Source organism: Olsenella uli, from assembly GCF_016899935.1.
Lineage (GTDB): Bacteria > Actinomycetota > Coriobacteriia > Coriobacteriales > Atopobiaceae > Thermophilibacter > Thermophilibacter uli_B.
In genome coordinates this window covers 1-18,857 of the sequence record NZ_JACJJK010000004.1, presented here as the reverse complement: position 1 = coordinate 18,857, position 18,857 = coordinate 1, and the positions used below count along the sequence as shown (strand labels likewise).

13 protein-coding genes and 3 tRNA genes are annotated in these 18,857 nt (G+C 69.8%); 6 read left to right on the top strand and 10 right to left on the bottom strand.

The features are described 5' to 3' along the window. Genes H6A07_RS04450 through H6A07_RS04430 form a run of 5 tightly spaced genes read right to left on the bottom strand, consistent with a single transcriptional unit; the run spans position 1 to position 7,471 of the window. A complete protein-coding gene (locus H6A07_RS04450) occupies positions 1-2,922 on the bottom strand; it encodes an FtsW/RodA/SpoVE family cell cycle protein (protein WP_204813918.1) in 2,922 nt (973 codons plus the stop codon). A 53-nt stretch (positions 2,923-2,975) separates the two neighbouring features. Beyond that, positions 2,976-4,217, bottom strand: coding sequence for a Stp1/IreP family PP2C-type Ser/Thr phosphatase (locus H6A07_RS04445; RefSeq protein WP_204813733.1), 1,242 nt, complete (start codon positions 4,215-4,217; stop codon positions 2,976-2,978). Then, positions 4,214-4,627, bottom strand: coding sequence for an FHA domain-containing protein (locus tag H6A07_RS04440; protein WP_204813732.1), 414 nt, complete (start codon positions 4,625-4,627; stop codon positions 4,214-4,216). The genes H6A07_RS04445 and H6A07_RS04440 overlap by 4 nt, the downstream gene beginning before the upstream one ends. Next, positions 4,624-5,718 carry an FhaA domain-containing protein gene (locus H6A07_RS04435; protein WP_204813731.1) on the bottom strand — a complete coding sequence of 365 codons (1,095 nt, stop codon included), beginning with the start codon at positions 5,716-5,718 and terminating at the stop codon, positions 4,624-4,626. Before H6A07_RS04435 ends, H6A07_RS04440 begins: the two co-directional genes overlap by 4 nt. Further along, positions 5,702-7,471, bottom strand: coding sequence for a serine/threonine-protein kinase (locus H6A07_RS04430; protein ID WP_342636557.1), 1,770 nt, complete (start codon positions 7,469-7,471; stop codon positions 5,702-5,704). The genes H6A07_RS04435 and H6A07_RS04430 overlap by 17 nt, the downstream gene beginning before the upstream one ends. Before the next feature lie 575 nt (positions 7,472-8,046). Here H6A07_RS04430 and H6A07_RS04425 point away from each other — a divergent pair. After that, positions 8,047-8,133: transfer RNA gene (locus tag H6A07_RS04425), tRNA-Leu, on the top strand. 88 nt (positions 8,134-8,221) lie between these two features. On the opposite strand, the gene H6A07_RS04420 is transcribed toward H6A07_RS04425, so the two are convergent. After that, complete coding sequence (locus H6A07_RS04420; protein WP_204813729.1) at positions 8,222-8,407, bottom strand: DUF6724 family protein; 186 nt, start codon at positions 8,405-8,407, stop codon at positions 8,222-8,224. Positions 8,408-8,509: 102 nt separating this feature from the next. On the opposite strand from H6A07_RS04420, the gene serS reads away from it, so the two are divergent. Both serS and H6A07_RS04410 read left to right on the top strand, forming a co-directional pair. Further along, positions 8,510-9,802: a serine--tRNA ligase gene (gene serS, locus H6A07_RS04415; protein ID WP_204813728.1), complete on the top strand. Its 1,293-nt coding sequence runs from the start codon at positions 8,510-8,512 to the stop codon at positions 9,800-9,802. 99 nt (positions 9,803-9,901) lie between these two features. Next, positions 9,902-10,252 carry a hypothetical protein gene (locus tag H6A07_RS04410; RefSeq protein WP_204813727.1) on the top strand — a complete coding sequence of 117 codons (351 nt, stop codon included), beginning with the start codon at positions 9,902-9,904 and terminating at the stop codon, positions 10,250-10,252. A 57-nt stretch (positions 10,253-10,309) separates the two neighbouring features. Here the strand turns inward: H6A07_RS04410 and H6A07_RS04405 are convergent. The 4 genes from H6A07_RS04405 to H6A07_RS04390 form a co-directional block, all read right to left on the bottom strand. After that, positions 10,310-10,386: transfer RNA gene (locus tag H6A07_RS04405), tRNA-Arg, on the bottom strand. Between the two features lie 131 nt (positions 10,387-10,517). Next, positions 10,518-10,609: transfer RNA gene (locus H6A07_RS04400), tRNA-Ser, on the bottom strand. Between the two features lie 49 nt (positions 10,610-10,658). Further along, the gene (gluQRS, locus tag H6A07_RS04395) at positions 10,659-11,672 is read right to left on the bottom strand and encodes a tRNA glutamyl-Q(34) synthetase GluQRS (RefSeq protein ID WP_204813726.1); all 1,014 of its coding nucleotides are present in this window, start codon (positions 11,670-11,672) and stop codon (positions 10,659-10,661) included. Further along, positions 11,635-12,294, bottom strand: a complete 660-nt coding sequence (locus H6A07_RS04390; RefSeq protein ID WP_204813725.1) for a GNAT family N-acetyltransferase — start codon at positions 12,292-12,294, stop codon at positions 11,635-11,637. The genes gluQRS and H6A07_RS04390 overlap by 38 nt, the downstream gene beginning before the upstream one ends. A 69-nt stretch (positions 12,295-12,363) precedes the next feature. On the opposite strand from H6A07_RS04390, the gene purH reads away from it, so the two are divergent. From purH to nifJ, 3 genes are all read left to right on the top strand, one after another. After that, positions 12,364-13,998, top strand: a complete 1,635-nt coding sequence (gene purH, locus H6A07_RS04385) for a bifunctional phosphoribosylaminoimidazolecarboxamide formyltransferase/IMP cyclohydrolase (RefSeq protein WP_204813724.1) — start codon at positions 12,364-12,366, stop codon at positions 13,996-13,998. A gap of 320 nt (positions 13,999-14,318) precedes the next feature. Continuing rightward, positions 14,319-15,014, top strand: coding sequence for a hypothetical protein (locus H6A07_RS04380; protein ID WP_239471069.1), 696 nt, complete (start codon positions 14,319-14,321; stop codon positions 15,012-15,014). 174 nt (positions 15,015-15,188) lie between these two features. Beyond that, entirely contained in the window at positions 15,189-18,725 is a 3,537-nt protein-coding gene (gene nifJ, locus H6A07_RS04375) for a pyruvate:ferredoxin (flavodoxin) oxidoreductase (protein ID WP_204813723.1), read from the top strand. The last annotated feature ends 132 nt before the right edge of the window (positions 18,726-18,857 follow it).

Below are 18,857 nucleotides of genomic sequence, written 5' to 3'. Positions count from 1 at the left end.
TCAGCTCCCCGCGCCGGCGGCCTGCACCTGCAGGGAGGTCGCGAGCACCCGGCCGGCGATCCCGGCCGCGAGCCCCTCGACGTCGCTGCCCTGCCCCTCCACGCAGACCGATATCACGAGCGTGGGCTCGTCGTACGGCGCGAAGCCGATGAAGAGCGAGTTGACGTTGCCGTTCTCGACCTCGGCGGTGCCGGTCTTGCCGGCCACGCGCGTGCCCGAGACCCGCGCCGCCGTGCCGGTGCCGCCCTCGACCACGCCGAGCATGGCCTCCTTGAGCTGGTCGGCCGTGGAGGCGGAGACCACCTGGCCGAGCGAGCGCGGCGCCGTCGAGGAGGTCTCGACGCCCTCCGGCGAGAGCACGTGCCCGACGACGTAGGGGTCCATCGCCACGCCGCCGTTGGCGATCGCCTGGGCGACCACGGCGTTCTGCATGACCGTGGTCTGCGGGCCCGCCGGGCTCTCGTGCTGGCCGACCGGCTGGCCGCACGCGGCCCAGGCCGTCTCCCACTCCGTCATCTCGGCGGGGACGGGCATGAGCGAGGCGAGGCACGGGAAGTCCTGGCCGATCTCCTGCCCGTAGCCGAAGGCCTTGGCGTAGCTCACGAGGGTGTCCGCCCCCGTGGAGAGCCCGATCTGGCCGAACGCCGTGTTGGCCGAGACGGCAAAGGCGTCGGACACGGAGACGTTGCCGTAGTCCGCGTCATGGATGTTGGTCACCTCGGCGCCGCCGAGCTCGATCGAGGCGGGCGCGCTCACGGTGGCGTCGAGCGACGTCGCGCCGGAGTCGAGCGCGGCCGCGAGCGTGACGGCCTTGAACGTGGAGCCGGGCGCGTAGAGCGCCTGCGTGGCGCGGTTGACGAGCTCGCCGCCCGTGCCGGAGGAGATCACCTGGTCGAGCTGGTCCACGGTGTAGGTGGGCGACGACGCGCTCGCGAGCACGGCGCCGGTCTTCGGGTCCAGCACCACGATCGCGCCCGTGTACCCCTCGAGCGCCTGCTCGGCCGCGCGCTGGATCTGCGAGTTGATGGTCAGCTGGACCGTCGAGCCCGGCTGGGCGACCCCGGCCAGGGAGTAGAGGGCGCTGCGCCAGTTGGAGTAGTCCTCCCGCCCGGTGAGCGTCTCGTTCATCGTGGCCTCGACGCCCTCGGTCCCGTACTGGGTGGAGATGTAGCCCACGGTGTGACGCGCGAGCGAGCCCTGCGGGTAGGAGCGCGTGTAGGTGCCGTCGGGCTGCTGGGTGCTCTCGGCGAGGGTCACGCCGTCGGAGGTGATGATCGCGCCGCGCTGCACGTAGGCGCTCCGCGCGATCGTGTGGTTGTTGGTCGGCAGGCTCTGGATGCGGTCCGCGTCAATCTGCTGGACGTAGGTCAGGTTGGCCACGAGCGCGGCAAAGAAGAGCGAGAAGACCGTGATGAGCGCGGTCAGACGCTTGCCGAGCGCCACGCGCCCGAGCACGCCGGACTCGGCGGTCGTGAGGCCAAAGCGCCCGCGCGCGTGGCTGCCGTGGACCACGGAGGCCGCGTGCGCGCCCGCCGCGCCCGGCGCCTGGATCTGGCTCGTCAGGGTGAGGACGGGGTCGCGCCGGGAGCTCTCGCGCTCGGTCGCGCTGCGCATCTGCGTCTCCCGCCCGGTGCCCTCGTCGCCGGCGCGCAGCAGCAGGCCCACGATCACGAAGCTGGCGAGAAGGGACGTGCCGCCCTGGCTCATGAAGGGCAGGGTCACGCCGGTGAGCGGCAGGAGCTTGGTGACGCCGCCCACGATGATGAAGGCCTGGATGGAGATGGCGCATGTGAGGCCGACGGCCGCGAAGGCGGAGCAGTCGGACTTGGCGCGCGCCGCCGTCGCGAGGCCGCGTACGCAGAAGAGCAGGAAGAGGATCAGGATCGCCGACGCGCCGAGAAGGCCCATCTCCTCGCCGACCGCCGCGAAGATGAAGTCGCTCTCGACGAAGGGGATCGTCGTGGAGAGGCCGTTGCCGATGCCCGTGCCCACCAGGCCGCCGTCGGCGAGCGAGTAGAGGCCCTGCACGATCTGGTAGCCCCCGCTCGACGCGGCCGACCACGGGTCGAGCCAGATGTTGACGCGGTTCTGCACGTGGCCGAAGAGGAAGTAGCACGCCACGCCGCCGACGGCGAGCAGAAGCAGGCTCACCACCACGTAGCTCGCGCGGCCCGTGGCCACGTAGATCATGATCACGAAGAACGCGAAGAAGAGCAGGGCGCTGCCGAGGTCCGTCTCAAAGATCACGACGAGCAGGCTGATGCCCCACATGACCAGCAGCGGGAGCAGCATGCGCAGGCGCGGCAGCGAGAAGGGCCCCAGCTTGCGCATGGACGCGGAGAGCGCCTCGCGGTTGGTGGCGAGGTAGAACGCCAGGAAGAGCGTGATCGCGATCTTGGCGAACTCGCCGGGCTGGAAGCTGAAGCCGCCGATGTAGATCCAGAGCTTGGAGCCGTTCTGCTCGGTGCCCAAGATCATGGGCAGGACGAGAAGGACCACGCCGGCTATCCCCAGCGTGTACTTGTAGTCGGCGAGCGCGTCGAGGTCCCGCACCACGGCCAGCACGGCCACCATCGCGGCCACGGAGAGGAACAGCCACACGACCTGGCTCACCGCCGCGTCCGGCGCGAGCCGCGTGAGGAAGGTGATGCCGGTCCCCGAGAGCACGAAGACGATGGGCAGGACGGCGGGGTCGGCGCCCGGCGCGAGGAAGCGGATCGCCACGTGGGCGGCCGCGAAGGCGCCGAAGAGCCCGAGCGGCACCCCGAGCGTGGAGAGGCTCAGCTGGGCGTCGGAGTTGAGGACGTACATCGCGTAGAGCAACAGGACCGGCACAGCCGCGAGGCAGAGCAGGAAGAGCTCGGTGTTGCGGCGGCCGTGGCCGTGCCGGCGCCCGCGCTCTGCGGGAAGCGGCGCGGCCATGACGGAGGCCTCGACCTCGGAGCGCGACAGCGCGCCCGCGTACCTTCTGCGCCTCACTGCTGATCGCCCCCCGCGTCATCGGCCGTGGCGCCGTCCGTCTCGGAGCGCGCCGTCTCGGCAATCTCCGCGGCGCGGTCCTTCTCGGCGTTGATCTGGTCATGGTAGGAGTCGATGACCTCGCGGCCCGCCTCCTCGCTGTCCACGCGGATGCCCTGCGCGAGCTGGTCCTGGACGGAGGTGGGCAGGTCGGAGAGCTCGACGGAGCTCGTCCCCACGAGCTCGTAGGTGGGCACGCCGAGGAAGCTGCCGCTGACGCCCCGGTAGAGGCCCACGGTGGTGCCGTTGACGCCGAGGAACCACTCGCTGCGTACGAGCGCGGCGGCGAGAAGCACCGCGAGCGCCACGAGCGCCACGACCACGCCCCCGATGATGCCCGCGCGCCGGACGAGGCGCCTGCGGGCGGCGTCGGCGAGGCCGTCGTTCAGGACGTCCACCACGACGACGGTGACGTTGTCGGCCCCGCCGGCGGTGAGCGCGGCGGCCACGAGGTTGTCGGCCGCCTGCTGCGGCGTGGCGCTCGAGACCGCGACGGACTCGATCTCCGCGTCGGAGATCATCGACGAGAGACCGTCCGAGCAGAGGATGATGCGGTCGCCGTCGTTGACCTCGAGGGAGAAGTGGTCGGCGTACATGTCCGGGTCGGAGCCCAGGGCACGGGTGATGATGGAGCGGGAGGGGTGCGTGCGGGCCTCGTCGGCCGTGATCTCCCCGGCGTCCACGAGCTCCTCCACGTAGGAGTGGTCGTGCGTGACGCGCACGAGCGTGCCCTGGCGCAGGACGTAGGCGCGCGAGTCGCCCACGTGGGCCACGGCCATCTTGTTCTTCTCGACGAGCACGGCGGTGGCGGTGCAGCCCATGCCGGGCTTGCCGATGCCCTGCTCGGCCGCCTCGATGACGGCCATGTTGGCGGCCTCGACGGCGGCGCCGAGAAGGACGTCGTCGGCCGTGCCGGGGGCCTGCTCGCCCACGGTCTCCACCGCGATCGAGCTCGCCACCTCGCCGGCGGCGTGGCCGCCCATGCCGTCCGAGACCATGAAGAGCGGCGTGCGCAGCAGGAAGGAGTCCTCGTTGTGGCCGCGCACGAGGCCCACGTCGCTGCGGGCGCCCCAGGAGATGAACTCGTTGGAGCCCGAGACGGCGTCCGCGCCGACGCGCCCCTCGACGGGGATCTCGGCGCGGCCCGGGGCGTTGGTCGGCTCCTGGAGGGGGGCCGTCTGTGCCTCGGCGGACGTCATCCGCGACTCACTCGCATGATGGTGTCGCCGACCTGGACCTCGTCGCCCTCGCGCAGCGTGACGGGCTGGTCGATGACGTGCCCGTTGACGAGGGTGCCGTTGGTGGAGCCGAGGTCCTCGAGGACGAGCGCGGGGCCCTGGAGGGCGAGGCGCGCGTGCGTGGAGGAGACGTACGGCTCGTCGATCACGACGTCGGAGGAGGGGGAGCGGCCGATGACGATCGGCCCGAGGATGTCGACGTGCAGGCCGCGCAGGGAGCGCGTGCCCTTCTCGACGTCGATCGCCCAGATGGCGGCGTCGCGGCGCTGGCCGCGCACGAGGCCCACGCCGGTGCGCATGACCGCGAAGAGGAAGAGGTAGAGGACGACGACCAGCAGGATGCGCCCCGCGAACAGCACGAGCTCGATCATCGCGGGTTCTCCCTGAACTCGAGGTTCATGAGGCCGAGCGTGATGAGGTCGCCGTCGCGCAGGACGCACTCGCGGACGTCGACGTCGTTGACCAGCGTGCCGTTGGTGGAGCCGAGGTCGGCGATGTGCCAGTCGCGGCCGTCGAAGGAGAGCTGGGCGTGGCGGCGCGAGACGTTGGGGTCGCGCAGGACGACGCCGGACTGGGAGCGCTCGCGGCCGATGATCGTGGACGGCGCGCTCGCGGTGTAGGTCTGGCCGCTCTGGCGGTCGATGAGCAGGCAGGTCGCCGGGCGGGGCTCGGCGGCGGGAGCGGCGGCCGCGACGGGCTCGCCCACGCCGCGGCGCGGGTCGACGAGCGGCACGTTGCGGCGCTGGGTCTGTGGGACGGGCGCGGCGCCGGGGCCCTCGCCGGGCACGACGACCGGGGCGGGGCCGCCCAGGGGCACCGGCATGGGGGTCGAGGAGGACGCGGAGGCCACGGGCAGGGGCTCGATCATGTCGAGCGGCATCACGTCGAGGCCGTCGTCCACGGAAGCGGGCGCCGGGGTCGGGGCCGGGGTCGGCACGGGAGCGGGGGTCGGGACCGGCGTCTGGGCCGGGGCGACCTCGGCGACCGGCGCCTCGCGGCGGCGCCCGCGCGGGTGCACCTGGGCCGCGGCGCCGCCGGCGCTCGAGTTGCCGGCGAGAAACGCGCGCTCCTCCTCGCGCAGGCGCGCGAGCGTGCCCGCGTCCACGTTCTCGGCGAAGACGGCGAACTTGCCGGACTTGAGGGACGGGTCGACCATGAAGCGCACGAGGGGGCTGCCCACGAACGCGTAGCCCTTCTTCTGGGCCTGGGCCGTCACGAACGAGGAAGTCTCGTAGGTGATCTGCTCGTAGAGCGGGCGCATCAGGGAATCGTCGGTGGCGGAGACGAGCACGGTGTAGAGGGCGGGCGCGGTGTCCACGCCGTCGATCTCGTAGGTCTCGTTCTCCATCTCGCGCGCGGCGCGCTTGGCGAGCTTCTTGAACGAGAAGGGCTCGGTGTAGCCTTGGGGCGCCGCGCCAAAGACGGAGCCGATCCGGGACTCGAAGTCACTCAGAAAACTCATCTATCTCCTCGCCTTCCCGGTCCTCGTCGAGAGGCCCTCGCAGGACGGTCGCGATGCACATAAGCACAGTCAAGAGTACCGCAAGGACGAGCGCGGACCAGTCGAGGGCGGGCCATATACCGCTATTCTCCATCCTAGCTGCGAGGACGCCGGAGGCGACTATGCAGGCCAGGCCAAGGAGCTGCCCGGCGACCCCGCTCGCCACCGAGCCGCGCAGCGCGACGGCGGAGGAGAGCGCCGCGCAGGCCACGGAGCCGACGAGCAGGAGCCAGAACGAGGGGTCGGCCGCCCCGGCGAGCAGCGCCGCCCCGAGCGGACCGGCTGCGAAGGAGGACGAGACCGCCGCGTGGTAGAGGGCGCCGGTCAGGTATCCCAGCAGGCCGGTGAGCGCTGCCGGGAGCGGGTCGAGCGCGTAGCCCGCGAGCGCGGCGCCCGAGACCGGCGAGGGCAGGCAGCACGGCAGGAGGACGGCGAGCGACGTGAGGCGCTCCCGGCGCCCGAAGACCGCCCACCACGCCAGGGTGGCCACGAGCAGCGCCCCGGCGAGAAGAACGCCCGCCCTGTCCCCGTCCGGCGCCGCCGCGAGCGCGGCCGTCAGGGCGAGCGCCGGCAGCGGCCCCGTCGCGGGCGGCCAGAGGGCGCCGAGCAGCCCGCAGACGAGCGGCGCCACGACGCCGGGCGCGCCGTCGCCCAGCCACGGGATCCCGGGGACGAGGAGCCTGAGCGCGGAGAAGGCGGCCAGGCCCGTGGCCAGGCGCGCCGCGAGGCCCTCCGGCAGGCGCGGGGCGGGACGGGCGGCGTCGCGGCGCACCCGACCGTCGGCGTCCGGCTCGTCGTCCTTCTCGGCCTGGGAGACGAGCTCGCGCAGGGACTCGGCGCCCATCGCGGGGATCCCCAGGCGCGGGACGAGCTCGTCGGCAAGGTCGAGCGCGTCGGCGCTGCGCCCCGAGGGGGAGGGCGACAGCTCTGCCAGAAGCGCCGTCTCCACGCCCGGGTCGATCCCGGGGCAGAGCCGCGCGAGCCGCCCGGGCCCCTTGGCGATGCGCCGGCGCGAGTCCTCCGCGCTTCTCGCCAGGAACGGGTTTGCGCCGGTGAGGGCCTGCCAGGTCACGACCGCGAGCGAGAAGACGTCGGTGCGCTCGTCGACCATGGCGCCGTCGATCTGCTCGGGCGGCATGTAGCCCACGGTCCCGCCGCGCGCGTCGCCGTAGCCCGCCGCCGAGGCGAGGGTCGCCATGCCAAAGTCCGCGAGCTTCACGACGCCCTGGCGGTCGATCATGATGTTGGTCGGCTTGATGTCGAGGTGCAGGACGCGGTTCTCGTGCGCGAAGGCGAGCGCGCGGGCCACGCTCTGCAGCACGTGGGCGCACTCGTCCGGGGTCAGGCGGCCGCCCTCCACGCGGGCGAGCAGCTCGGCGAGGTTGAGGCCGTCGACGTACTCCATGACGAGGTAGGCGAAGGTCCCGTCCGTCTCGAAGTCAAAGACCGTGACGATGTTGGGGTGCCCGAGCATGCAGGCCGTGCGCGCCTCGGCGAGCGCCTCCTCGGCCGTGGTGCCGGTCTCTGCGGCGAGCGGCATGCGCTTGATGGCCACGCGCCGCTGCAGGCGCCGGTCCCAGCAGGTGCAGACCGTGCCGAAGCCGCCGCGCCCGCGCCGCTCGAGCACGCGGTAGCGGCCGAGCAGGTACTCGTCGCGCGGCTGGGCCGCGGACAGCAGGGGGGTGGCGTGCACCCTCGTGGGCGTCTCGCTCACGGCTCCTCCTCGTTTCAGCTGCTTCCGGCCGTGTGGTGCCATTCTAGCGCTTGCGACCGGTCCGGGCGGGAAGCGCCGTCCTTGCTGCGGGGCCTTCCAAGAATCGCCGCCCTTGTCGCAGGACTTTCCGGGAAACACCGCCTTTGTCGCGCGGCGCTCCAGGAATCACCGTCCTTGTTGCGCTGGCATCCGGGAATCGCTGACCTTGTCGCGGGGTCTTCCAAGAATGGACGCCCTTGTCGCAAGGCTATCTAAAATAAGCCGACCTTGTCGCGCGTTCTTCTCGGAATTGGCGCTCTTGTTGCACGAGCTTCTTAAAAACGCTGCCCTTGTCGCGCGGAAAGGGGTCTCGGCTGTGCAAGGTCGCCGATTCTCGGAACCGCTCGGGACAAGCTCGCCGATTCCCGGAGGCGACCGGAACAAGGGCCCGAATTCCTGGAACCGCCCGGAACAAACCCGGCGATTCCTAGAATCGCCCGGAACAAGCCCGCAGATTCCCGGACCCCGCCGCCCTTCTCGCCCGGCGAGAAAAACACTTGGCAACGCGCGACGGATGCGTTACGATAGCTCAGCACGCGGGCGTGGCGGAATTGGCAGACGCGTACGGTTCAGGTCCGTATGGGGGCAACTCCATGAAGGTTCAAGTCCTTTCGCCCGCACCACGATCGTTCGGGGCCTCGGCGGCAGCGCCGGGGCCCCTTTCTTGTGCGCCGGGACGACCCGCGCCCGCCCCGGCGCGCGGCGGGGCGGCTACTCGTCGTCGCCGAAGAGGTCCCAGTCGTCGTCGGTCTTCTCGTGGTTGAAGTAGCGCCGCTTGGTCTTGCGCTCCATGAGAATCGCGATGAGCAGGCAGATCACGATGCCGCCGCCGATGAGGCAGAGGACGCCCACCTTGTCGCTGAAGAGCCACGTGAAGAAATCCGAAAGTGCCTGCATGCTGCCTCCCTGGGCGCGTCGTCTTCCAACCGCACAAGTATATACTTGGGGGGCTTGCGGGCGAGGGCCTGCGACCGGTACAGCACAAAGCGAGGAGTGACCATGCTCGACATCAAGTTCGTTCGCGAGAACCCCGACCTTGTTGACAAGGCCTGCGAGTCTCGGCAGAACGCCCACTGGGACCGCGAGAAGTTCTTCGAGCTTGACGAGGAGCGCCGCTCGGTCATCTCCGAGGTCGAGAAGCTCCAGGCCGAGCGCAACGCCGTCTCCAAGGAGATCGGCCAGCTCATGCGCGAGGGCAAGAGGGACGAGGCCGAGGCCGCCAAGGCGCGCGTGGCCGCCAACAAGGACCGCATCGCGAGCCTGGACGACCGTCGCACCGAGGTCGAGGACGCCCTCTTTGACCTGGTCTCCCGCATCCCCAACATCCCGCACGAGTCCGTGCCCTACGGCAGGGACGACTCCGACAACCCCGAGGTGCGCCGCTGGGGCACCCCGCGCGACTTCGCGGCGGACGGCTTTGAGCCCAAGGCGCACTGGGACCTGGGCCCGGCCACGGGCATGATCGACTTCGACCGCGGCGTCAAGATCGCCGGCACGCGCTTCTACGTGCTCGGCGGCATGGGCGCCCGCATGGAGCGCGCGCTCATCAGCTTCATGGTGGACATGCACGTCAAGGCGGGCTTCAAGGAGTGGTGGATGCCCGTCATCACCAACCGCGAGACCCTCTTTGGCACGGGCCAGCTGCCCAAGTTCGAGGACGACCTCTACCACGTGAACCCGGACCTCTACCTCATCCCCACGGCCGAGGTCATGCTCACCAACCTGCACCGGGGCGAGGTGCTGGACGGCTCCCAGCTTCCGCTGTGGTACACCGCGTTCACGCCGTGCTTCCGCGAGGAGGCGGGCTCGGCCGGGCGCGACACGCGCGGCATCATCCGCGTGCATCAGTTCGACAAGGTGGAGATGGTCAAGTTCGCCAAGCCCGAGGACTCGATGAACCAGCTCGAGAGCATGGTCGCCGAGGCGGAGGCGGTGCTGCAGGCGCTGGGGCTGCCCTACCACGTGGTCACGCTCTGCACCGGCGACATCGGCTTCTCCGCGTGCAAGTGCTACGACCTCGAGGTGTGGCTGCCCAGCTACAACAACTACAAGGAGATCTCCTCCTGCTCCAACTGCTGGGACTTCCAGGCCCGCCGCGCCAACATCCGCTACAAGGACCCGGCGGAGTTCAAGGGCACGCGCTACGTGCACACGCTCAACGGCTCCGGCCTGGCCGTGGGCCGCACGATGGCCGCGATCATGGAGAACTACCAGAACGCCGACGGCTCCATCACGGTGCCCGAGGCCCTGCGCCCCTATATGGGCGGCGTCGAGGTCATCCGGCCGGAGTAACCGCTCGCCGAACGGGTTGTCGGGCGAACGGCAGAACACTTGTTCTGGTCCTGCAGCTGTGCTGTACTGTACGCAGGAAAGCGTGGAGAGGAGTACGGGATGCGGGAGCATGCGGTGGCGCGCTTCGAGCGTGCGGGGGACGTTCGTTCGGTCAGCATCGTTGAGGGGGACGACGGCGTCCTCGAGGTGCGGGAGCATCTCGAGGGGCCGTCGACGCTCGTCGCCTACGGGGAGGACGAGCGCAGCCTGCGGGTGATCTTCGCGCCAGCGGCGGTGCCGGGCGTGCTGGGCGCGGTCGGCGCGGCGGGCCGGCCCTCGCTCGCGGCCTATCTCACGGACGAGAAGAACGACGTCGTGGACCTGATGGACCTCTGCGACGCGCGCGGTGTCGCGTACACGTTCGTGGGCGTGGGGCCGGAGAGCGGCGTGCAGTGCCGACCGGCGCTGTAGCAAGTTCGCGTCCATAGCAAAACGGGAGGCCCCCGAGGGAGCCTCCCGTATCTTGCGTGGTGCGGCGTATAGGATTCGAACCTATGACGCCCTGATTCGTAGTCAGGTCCTCTATCCAGCTGAGGTAACGCCGCGTGCGGTTGTTAATACTGCCATCGTGCCCGGCGGAAGTCAAGGGAAAAGGAGAAAAGTGTCGAAGATGTGGTGACGCCTACGAAAGCGGGCCCCCGCCGACGCTGCGACAGGGGCCCGCTTGACAGGACACTGGCGGAGAGCTGGGGATTCGAACCCCAGATAGGATTTGCATCCTATACTCGCTTAGCAGGCGAGCACCTTCGGCCTCTCGGTCAGCTCTCCGTGGCTGGTGCCTGTGCATCATACCGCACAAACGGAGGTCTCACAACTTTCACGCACGGAGTCGGGCGAGAAAAACGTCGTCCACGACGATGTCATGCCGGTGAGCCGCGAGACGCTCCCAGGAGAAGCCGCCGACGAGCTCCGCCGGCCGGCCCTCCCAGCCTGGCTCGGCGAGGCCCGCCGCGCAGGCGAGGGTGCCCACCACGCGCTCGGGTCGCACGCCGCTCGCGCGGAGGGCACCGAGGTCGAGGTCCTTCTCGCGCTTGGCGAGGCGGCGCCCGTCGGGGGCCACGAGCAGCGGAACGTGGCCGTACTCGGGAGCGGGAAAGCCCAGGAGCCTCCCCAGGTAGATCTGGCGCGCGCAGGAGCCGAGCAGGTCGCGCCCGCGCACCACCTGGGTCACGCCCATGAGGGAGTCGTCCACCACCACGGCGAGCTGGTAGGCCACCACGCCGTCGCTGCGCCGGACGAGAAAGTCGCCGCACTCGCGCGCGAGCACCTCGCGCCGCGGCCCGTAGGCGAGGTCGCGGAACTCGATGGTGCCTGCGGGGTCGTCGGCATCTGGCACGCGCAGGCGCGTCGCCGGAGGGCGCACGGCCGAGCGGCGTGCGACCTCCTGCGCGGAGAGCCCGCGACACGTGCCGGCGTAGACCGGCGTGCCGTCGGAGGCGTGCGGTGCGCTCGCGGCGTGCAGCTCCGCCCGGGTGCAGAAGCAGGGGTAGGTGAGCCCGGCGGCGTCCAGACGCGCGATCGCCTCGTCGTAGAGCGACCCGCGCTCGCTCTGCCAGTACGGGCCCTCGTCCCAGTCGAGCCCCAGCCAGCGCAGGTCGTCCATCAGGAGCTCCGCGCGCTCGCGGCTCGCCGCGCGCGGGTCCAGGTCCTCGACGCGCAGCACCATCCTGCCGTTCGCCGCGCGCACGGAGAGCCACGCCACCAGCGCGGCGAACGCGTTGCCCAGATGCATCCGCCCCGACGGCGTAGGCGCGAACCTCCCGCAAACTTGCCTAAAAGGGGTCTGACCCCTTTTAGGCAAGTTGGAGGGACTGCTCGTAGACGTAGACATAGAACTCGTCCTTCTCGGGGTCGACGCCGGGCCAGTACGCGCGGGAGCGCCGCCGCATCGCCTGCGTGAGCCCCTTGTGCTCGTAGAACCCGACGTCGCAGCTGTCGTCCGTGAGCAGGTGGTAGCCCCGGGCACCGGTCTCGCGCAGGTGCTCCAGCGCGGCCGAGAAGAGCCCCCCGCCGATCCCCAGGCCCTTGGCGTCGGGGGAGACGATGAGCAGCTTCACCGTGGCGTCCGCGCCTGCGGGGCCGTCGGCGGCGTACTCCCGCTCCAGCTCGGCCTCCTCGCGCACGCCGTCCATCTCCGTCCGCACGGCCTCCGCGAGCGCCTCGTCCTTCTCGGCCGCCCGCGTCAGACGCGCTTCGAGCCCGGCCCAGTCGACGTCGCCGGCAGCCTCGCGACCGCGCTCGGCGACCAGCACCACGCCCAGGACCTCGCCGTCCCGCTCCGCGAGGAGCGACCACGTGCTGGCCGCCAGGTAGTGCGCGAGCTCGATCTGGCTCGCCGCCCGCTGCGCCGCCTCGCCAAACTCCGGGAGCCACGTGCGGCCGAGCAGCCGCGCCGCCCTCTCGAAGTCCCCCGGCTCGAAGGCGCGCCACGTCAAGTTCCGAGTCTGCGTCATGTTGTCCTCCAGCTGCGGTATCGTAGATGAGACGGTACATCATGTCGTCGACAAACCCAAGGAGGGGCCATGGCAGACACTCCCATCAAGCGGGCGCTCGTCTCCGTCACGGACAAGACCGGCGTCGTCGCCTTCGTCAAGGCGCTCGAGGACGAGTTCGGCGTCGAGGTGATCTCCACCGGCGGCACCGCGCGCGTGCTCGAGGAGGCCGGCGTCCGCGTGGTGCCGATCGAGCAGTACACGGGCTTCCCGGAGATGATGGACGGTCGCGTGAAGACGCTGCACCCCAAGGTGCACGGCGGTCTGCTCGCCCGGCGCGACAACCCGGCCCACATGGCCGAGGCCGCCGAGCACGGCATCGGCATGATCGACCTCGTGGTCGTGAACCTCTACGAGTTCGAGAAGACCGTGGCCAACCCCGAGGTCACCTTCGACGACGCGATCGAGCACATCGACATCGGCGGCCCCTCCATGCTGCGCTCCGCCGCCAAGAACGCCGACTCCGTGACCGTGGTCTCCGACCCTGACGACTACGACGAGGTCCTGGACACCATGCGCGCCTGCGACGGCTGCACCACGCTCGAGCTGCGCCGCTACCTGCAGCTCAAGGTCTACGAGACCACGGCCTGCTACGACGCGGCCATCGCCGGCTGGCTGGCCGAGCGCTACGACGAGGAGTTCCCCGAGGAGCTCGAGGACGCCGAGGCGCCCGCCACCCCGGACGAGCTGGGCGTCTACCTGGAGAAGGTCGACGACCTGCGCTACGGCGAGAACCCCCAGCAGAGCGCCGCGGTCTACCGCTTTGCGGACGACTTCGCGGCCGCCGGCTCCTCCGAGTTCCCGCTCGTGGGCGCCGAGCAGGTCCAGGGCAAGCCGCTCTCCTACAACAACTACCTGGACGCGGACGCCGCGTGGAACCTCGTGCGCGAGTTCGACGGCCCGGCCTGCGTGATCCTCAAGCACCAGAACCCCTGCGGCTCCGCCGTGGCCGACGACGTCACGACCGCCTACGACCGCGCCTTCGCGTGCGACCCCAAGAGCGCCTTCGGCGGCATCATCGCCTGCAACCGCGAGGTGCCCTACGAGCTGGTCGAGCACGCCTTCGACGAGAACGGCCAGTTCGTGGAGGTCATCATCGCGCCGAGCTACACGGCCGAGGCCCTCGAGCGCATGGCCAAGCGCCCCAACCTGCGCGTGCTGGCCACCGGCGGCGTGGGCGGCCACGCCGAGTACGAGCTGCGCTCCATCGACGGCGGCGTGCTGCTGCAGAACGTCGACTCCGTCTCCGAGGACCCCGCGACCTTCACCTGCCCCACGGAGCGCAAGCCCACGGACGCCGAGATGGACGAGCTGATGTTCGCCTGGCGCGTCTGCAAGGGCGTCAAGTCCAACGCGATCCTCGTCTCCAAGGGCAAGGCCGGCATCGGCATGGGCCCGGGCCAGCCCAACCGTGTGGACTCGGCCCTTCTCGCCTGCGAGCGCGCCGACGAGGCCTGCGAGCGCATGGGCGTGGAGAAGGGCGGCTACGCCTGCGCGTCCGACGCGTTCTTCCCGTTCCGCGACAACGTGGACGTGCTCGCCGAGCACGGCGTGACCTGCATCATCCAGCCCGGCGGCTCCAAGCGCGACGACGAGAGCATCGAGGCCTGCAACGAGCACGGCATCGCGATGGTCTTCACCGGCAACCGCCACTTCCGTCACTGACGTGGAAAGGGGACAGTCCCTTTTCCACATGCGCCCCGGTCGGCCCTGCGGCTGCCGGGGCGCTTCTCGTTTTCCGGGACTTTGTTCCGGGGTCTTCTAGGAATTTGCGCCTTTGTCCCGCAGGCCTCCGGAAATCGCCGCCCTTATCGCACCTTTGACCGAAAAACTCTAGGAATCGCCAGCCTTGCGCACTTCAAGCGGCCGCCAACGGGACAACCCCCGCAATTCTTAGACGCCCTTGGAACAACCCCGCCAATTCCGGGACGACGCCACCCCCGACCGCCGCGCTAGAATGTGAGGCCCGCGAAGGAAGGAGCCTCATGACGGGCGAGAAGAACGACGCGCAGATGGAGAACTTCAGGCTGGGCCGCCCGGCGCTCGTCTGCCGGTGGCGCCTCGCCGCCCGCACCCTGCCGCTCGAGAACCGCCACCTCAGGGCGCTCTCCCGCCGCGTTGTCAACGGCGCGCCGGTGTCGCCGCAGCTCGTGGCCTGGGCCAAGCAGCACATCGAGTGGACGCTCGGTGCCGGCGCCGCGCTCCACCCAGACGGCGTGCTCATGGTGATCGTCGACGAGGAGGGTCGCGCCGCCATGACCGTGGGCCCCTACGACCCGCTGCCCGTGACCACGGTCTCCGCCCTCGCCGAGCGCGCCCTCGGTGCCGCGCGCGAGGCCGACGTCACCGGCGTCGCTCCCGAGGGGCTCTGGCTGGTGCGCGGCGAGGAGCTCGTCCGCGACGGGGCGCCCGAGCGGCCGCTCTCCGGTGCGGCCTCGCTGATAGCCGACCTCGCGCGCACGGCGGGGATCCCCGTGGCCTGCGAGGAGGGTGTCGCGCGCGCCGTCATGGACGGCACCGCCCGCTACGACGAGGCGTTTCTCGTCTCGGACGAGCACGGCGTGGTCCCGGCCGCCGGTGCCTCCGGCCCGCGCGCCCGGCGCCTTGCCGACGGCTACGCGCGGCTGCTCGAGTCCGCCCGACGGGCCGCCCGGCCCGGCGCGTCGGCCGTCGGCGCGTGAGGTCGGACCGGGTTCTTTCAGGCTTCGACCGTCCGCCGCTCTTCTCGTCCGTTTGGGCCGCGCGGGGTAGTAGACTATGACCATGAATGGGCAAAGGCCCCGTTCCGTCATGCGCCTTCGGCGGCTCGGGCGTGCCCGCGAGGGATTCGTTGGAATCACTACGAAGGAGAGGATATGGCGCGCAAGTTTAAGTCCATGGACGGCAACGAGGCGGCGGCGTACGTCTCGTATGCGTTCACCGAGGTGGCGGGCATCTACCCGATCACCCCGTCCAGCCCCATGGCGGACCACGTTGACCAGTGGGCCGCCCAGGGCATGAAGAACGTCTTTGGCACGCCGGTCAAGGTCGTGGAGATGGAGTCCGAGGCGGGCGCTGCGGGCACCGTGCACGGCTCGCTCGGCGCGGGCGCCCTCACGACGACCTACACGGCGTCGCAGGGCCTGCTCCTCATGATCCCCAACATGTACAAGATCGCGGGCGAGGGCCTGCCGGGCGTCTTCCACGTGTCCGCCCGTACCGTCGCCTCCCACGCGCTCAACATCTTTGGCGATCACTCCGACGTCATGGCCTGCCGCCAGACCGGCTTCGCCATGCTCGCCGAGGGCAACGTCCAGGAGGTCATGGACCTCGCGCCGGTGGCCCACCTCGCGGCCATCGAGGGCAAGGTGCCGTTCCTGAACTTCTTCGACGGCTTCCGCACCTCGCACGAGATCCAGAAGGTCGCCACCTGGGACTTCGAGGACCTCAAGGACATGCTGGACATGGACGCCGTCCAGGCGTTCCGCGACCACGCCCTCAACCCGGAGCACCCGCACGCGCGCGGCTCCCACGAGAACGGCGACATCTTCTTTCAGCACCGCGAGGCCTGCAACAAGGCCTATGACGCGCTGCCCGCCGTGGTCCAGTCCTACATGGACAAGATCAACGAGAAGCTCGGCACGAGCTACCACCTCTTCGACTACTACGGCGCCGCCGACGCCGACCGCGTGGTTGTCTGCATGGGCTCCTTCTGCGACACGCTCGAGGAGGTCATCGACTACCTCAACGCCCACGGCGAGAAGGTCGGCCTCGTGAAGGTCCGCCTGTACCGTCCGTGGTCCGTCGAGGACTTCGTGGCCGCGCTGCCCGCCACCGTCAAGAAGATCGCCGTGCTCGACCGCACCAAGGAGCCCGGCTCCATCGGCGAGCCCCTCTACGAGGACGTCATCACGGCCCTCTTCGAGGCCGGCAAGTCCGACATCACCGTGGTCGGCGGCCGCTACGGCCTCGGCTCCAAGGACGAGCCGCCCGCGGCTGCCTTCGCCGTCTACAAGGAGCTCGAGAAGGACGCGCCCGCCCGCGAGTTCACCATCGGCATCGTGGACGACGTCACCAACCTCAGCCTCCCCATGGACCCGGACGCCCCCAACACGGCGGACCCGTCCACGATTGAGTGCAAGTTCTGGGGCCTCGGCGGCGACGGCACGGTCGGCGCCAACAAGAACTCGATCAAGATCATCGGCGACCACACCGACAAGTACGTCCAGGCCTACTTCCAGTACGACTCCAAGAAGACCGGCGGCGTCACCATCTCGCACCTGCGCTTCGGTGACTCCCCGATCCGCTCGCCGTACTACATCAACAAGGCCAACTTCGTGGCCTGCCACAACCCGTCCTACATCGTCAAGGGCTTCCCGATGGTCCGCGACGTCAAGCCGGGCGGCACGTTCCTGGTGAACTGCCAGTGGTCCGACGAGGAGTTCGCCTCCCACCTGCCGGCCGTGGCCAAGCGCTACATCGCCAAGAACGACATCAAGGTCTACCTGATCGACGCCATCGACCTCGCCGAGAAGGTCGGCATGGGCAAGCGCACCAACACGGTGCTGCAGTCCGCGTTCTTCTCGCTGGCGCAGGTCCTTCCCGCGGCCGATGCCATCCAGTACATGAAGGACGCCGCCGAGAAGTCCTACGCCAAGAAGGGCCAGAACATCGTCGAGGCCAACTGGAAGGCCATCGACGCCGGCGCCACCGCCTACCGCAAGTTCGAGGTGCCCGCCGACTGGGCGACCGCCGAGGACGAGAAGGTCGAGCTCACGCTTGAGGGCCGCGAGGCCATCGTCAAGCAGGTCAAGGAGCTCATGGAGCCGATCAACCGCATGGACGGCGACTCGCTGCCCGTCTCCAAGTTCATGGACGTCGCCGACGGCCAGTGGGAGCTCGGCGCCTCCGCGTACGAGAAGCGCGGCGTCGCCGTCATGGTGCCGCACTGGGACGAGACCAAGTGCATCCAGTGCAACCAGTGCTCGTTCGTGTGCCCGCACGCCACGATCCGTCCGATCGTCATGAACGCCGACGAGCAGGCTGCTGCCCCCGAGAACATGCGTCGTCTCGACCTCACCATCCCCAAGGGCACCGGCTACACCTTCACCATGGCCATCAGCCCGCTCGACTGCATGGGCTGCACCAACTGCGCCAAGGTCTGCCCGAAGGGCGCCCTCACGATGGTGCCGCAGGAGTCCGAGCTCGACCAGGCTCCGGTGTGGGACTACGCGGTGAACAAGGTCTCCGAGAAGAAGGAGCTCATCGCCGCCAACGTCAAGGGCAGCCAGTACGCCAAGCCGTACCTCGAGTTCTCCGGCTCCTGCGCCGGCTGCGCCGAGACCGCCTACGCGCGCCTCGTCACGCAGGTCTGCGGCGACCGCATGTTCATCTCCAACGCCACCGGCTGCTCCTCGATCTGGGGCAACCCGGCCGCGACCTCGCCGTTCACGGTCAACGCCTGCGGCCACGGCCCGGCGTGGAACAACTCGCTCTTCGAGGACAACGCCGAGCACGGCCTGGGTCTCGCTCTGGGCTATGACGCCGTCCAGGAGAAGATCGTCGCCGAGACCGAGAAGCTCATCGAGTCCGACTGCGCGTCCGAGGCGCTGAAGGAGGCCGCCACGGCCTGGCTCGAGGCCCGCAAGGACACCGAGGCCAGCAAGACCGCCGCTGCCGCCTACATCGCCGAGCTCGAGAAGGCCGACTGTGACACCGCCAAGGCCATCCTCGCCGACAAGTCCTACCTCACCAAGAAGGCCTTCTGGATCTTCGGCGGCGACGGCTGGGCGTACGACATCGGCTTCGGCGGCCTCGACCACGTGCTTGCCTCCGGCAACAACGTGAACGTCTTCGTCTTTGATACCGAGGTCTACTCCAACACCGGCGGCCAGGCCTCCAAGGCCTCCAACATCGGCCAGGTGGCGCAGTTCGCCGCCGCCGGCAAGGTGACCAAGAAGAAGAGCCTCGCCGAGATCGCCATGTCCTACGGCTACGTCTACGTGGCCCAGGTCGCCATGGGCGCCAACATGAACCAGACGCTCAAGGCCATCCACGAGGCCGTGTCCTACGACGGTCCGTCCCTCATCATCGGCTACAGCCCCTGCGAGATGCACTCCATCAAGAAGGGCGGCATGCAGAACTGCCAGGCCGAGATGAAGAAGGCCGTGGAGTGCGGCTACTGGAATCTCTTCCGCTTCAACCCGGCCGCCCCGACCGGCAAGAAGTTCACGCTGGACTCCAAGGAGCCGGCGGGTGGGTACCAGGACTTCCTGATGAACGAGGCCCGCTACGCCTCGCTCACCCGCTCCTTCCCCGAGCGCGCCAAGGAGCTCTTCGCGGAGAACGAGGAGGCCGCCATGGCTCGCTACGCGCACCTGCTCAAGCTCAAGGACCTCTACGCCGACGCGTAAGCGCTGACGACAACGTCTGAGCTGCGGCCCCCGGCCCTGTGCCGGGGGCCGTTTTTTGCCGCGAGGGGGCGTTCTTCTCGCCTGCCTCCGCCGCCGTCCTCGCCGTTGTTGCCGGTGCCGTGGACCATCGCG

What these genes read in the sequence shown, in the direction of transcription:
- H6A07_RS04450 (WP_204813918.1), bottom strand. Translation starts at nt 2,922, where the DNA reads ATGGCCGCGCCGCTTCCCGCAGAGCGCGGGCGCCGGCACGGCCACGGC.
- H6A07_RS04445 (WP_204813733.1), bottom strand. Translation starts at nt 4,217, where the DNA reads ATGACGTCCGCCGAGGCACAGACGGCCCCCCTCCAGGAGCCGACCAAC.
- H6A07_RS04440 (WP_204813732.1), bottom strand. Translation starts at nt 4,627, where the DNA reads ATGATCGAGCTCGTGCTGTTCGCGGGGCGCATCCTGCTGGTCGTCGTC.
- H6A07_RS04435 (WP_204813731.1), bottom strand. Translation starts at nt 5,718, where the DNA reads ATGAGTTTTCTGAGTGACTTCGAGTCCCGGATCGGCTCCGTCTTTGGC.
- H6A07_RS04420 (WP_204813729.1), bottom strand. Translation starts at nt 8,407, where the DNA reads ATGCAGGCACTTTCGGATTTCTTCACGTGGCTCTTCAGCGACAAGGTG.
- serS (WP_204813728.1), top strand. Translation starts at nt 8,510, where the DNA reads ATGCTCGACATCAAGTTCGTTCGCGAGAACCCCGACCTTGTTGACAAG.
- H6A07_RS04410 (WP_204813727.1), top strand. Translation starts at nt 9,902, where the DNA reads ATGCGGGAGCATGCGGTGGCGCGCTTCGAGCGTGCGGGGGACGTTCGT.
- gluQRS (WP_204813726.1), bottom strand. Translation starts at nt 11,672, where the DNA reads ATGTCTACGTCTACGAGCAGTCCCTCCAACTTGCCTAAAAGGGGTCAG.
- H6A07_RS04390 (WP_204813725.1), bottom strand. Translation starts at nt 12,294, where the DNA reads ATGACGCAGACTCGGAACTTGACGTGGCGCGCCTTCGAGCCGGGGGAC.
- purH (WP_204813724.1), top strand. Translation starts at nt 12,364, where the DNA reads ATGGCAGACACTCCCATCAAGCGGGCGCTCGTCTCCGTCACGGACAAG.
- H6A07_RS04380 (WP_239471069.1), top strand. Translation starts at nt 14,319, where the DNA reads ATGACGGGCGAGAAGAACGACGCGCAGATGGAGAACTTCAGGCTGGGC.
- nifJ (WP_204813723.1), top strand. Translation starts at nt 15,189, where the DNA reads ATGGCGCGCAAGTTTAAGTCCATGGACGGCAACGAGGCGGCGGCGTAC.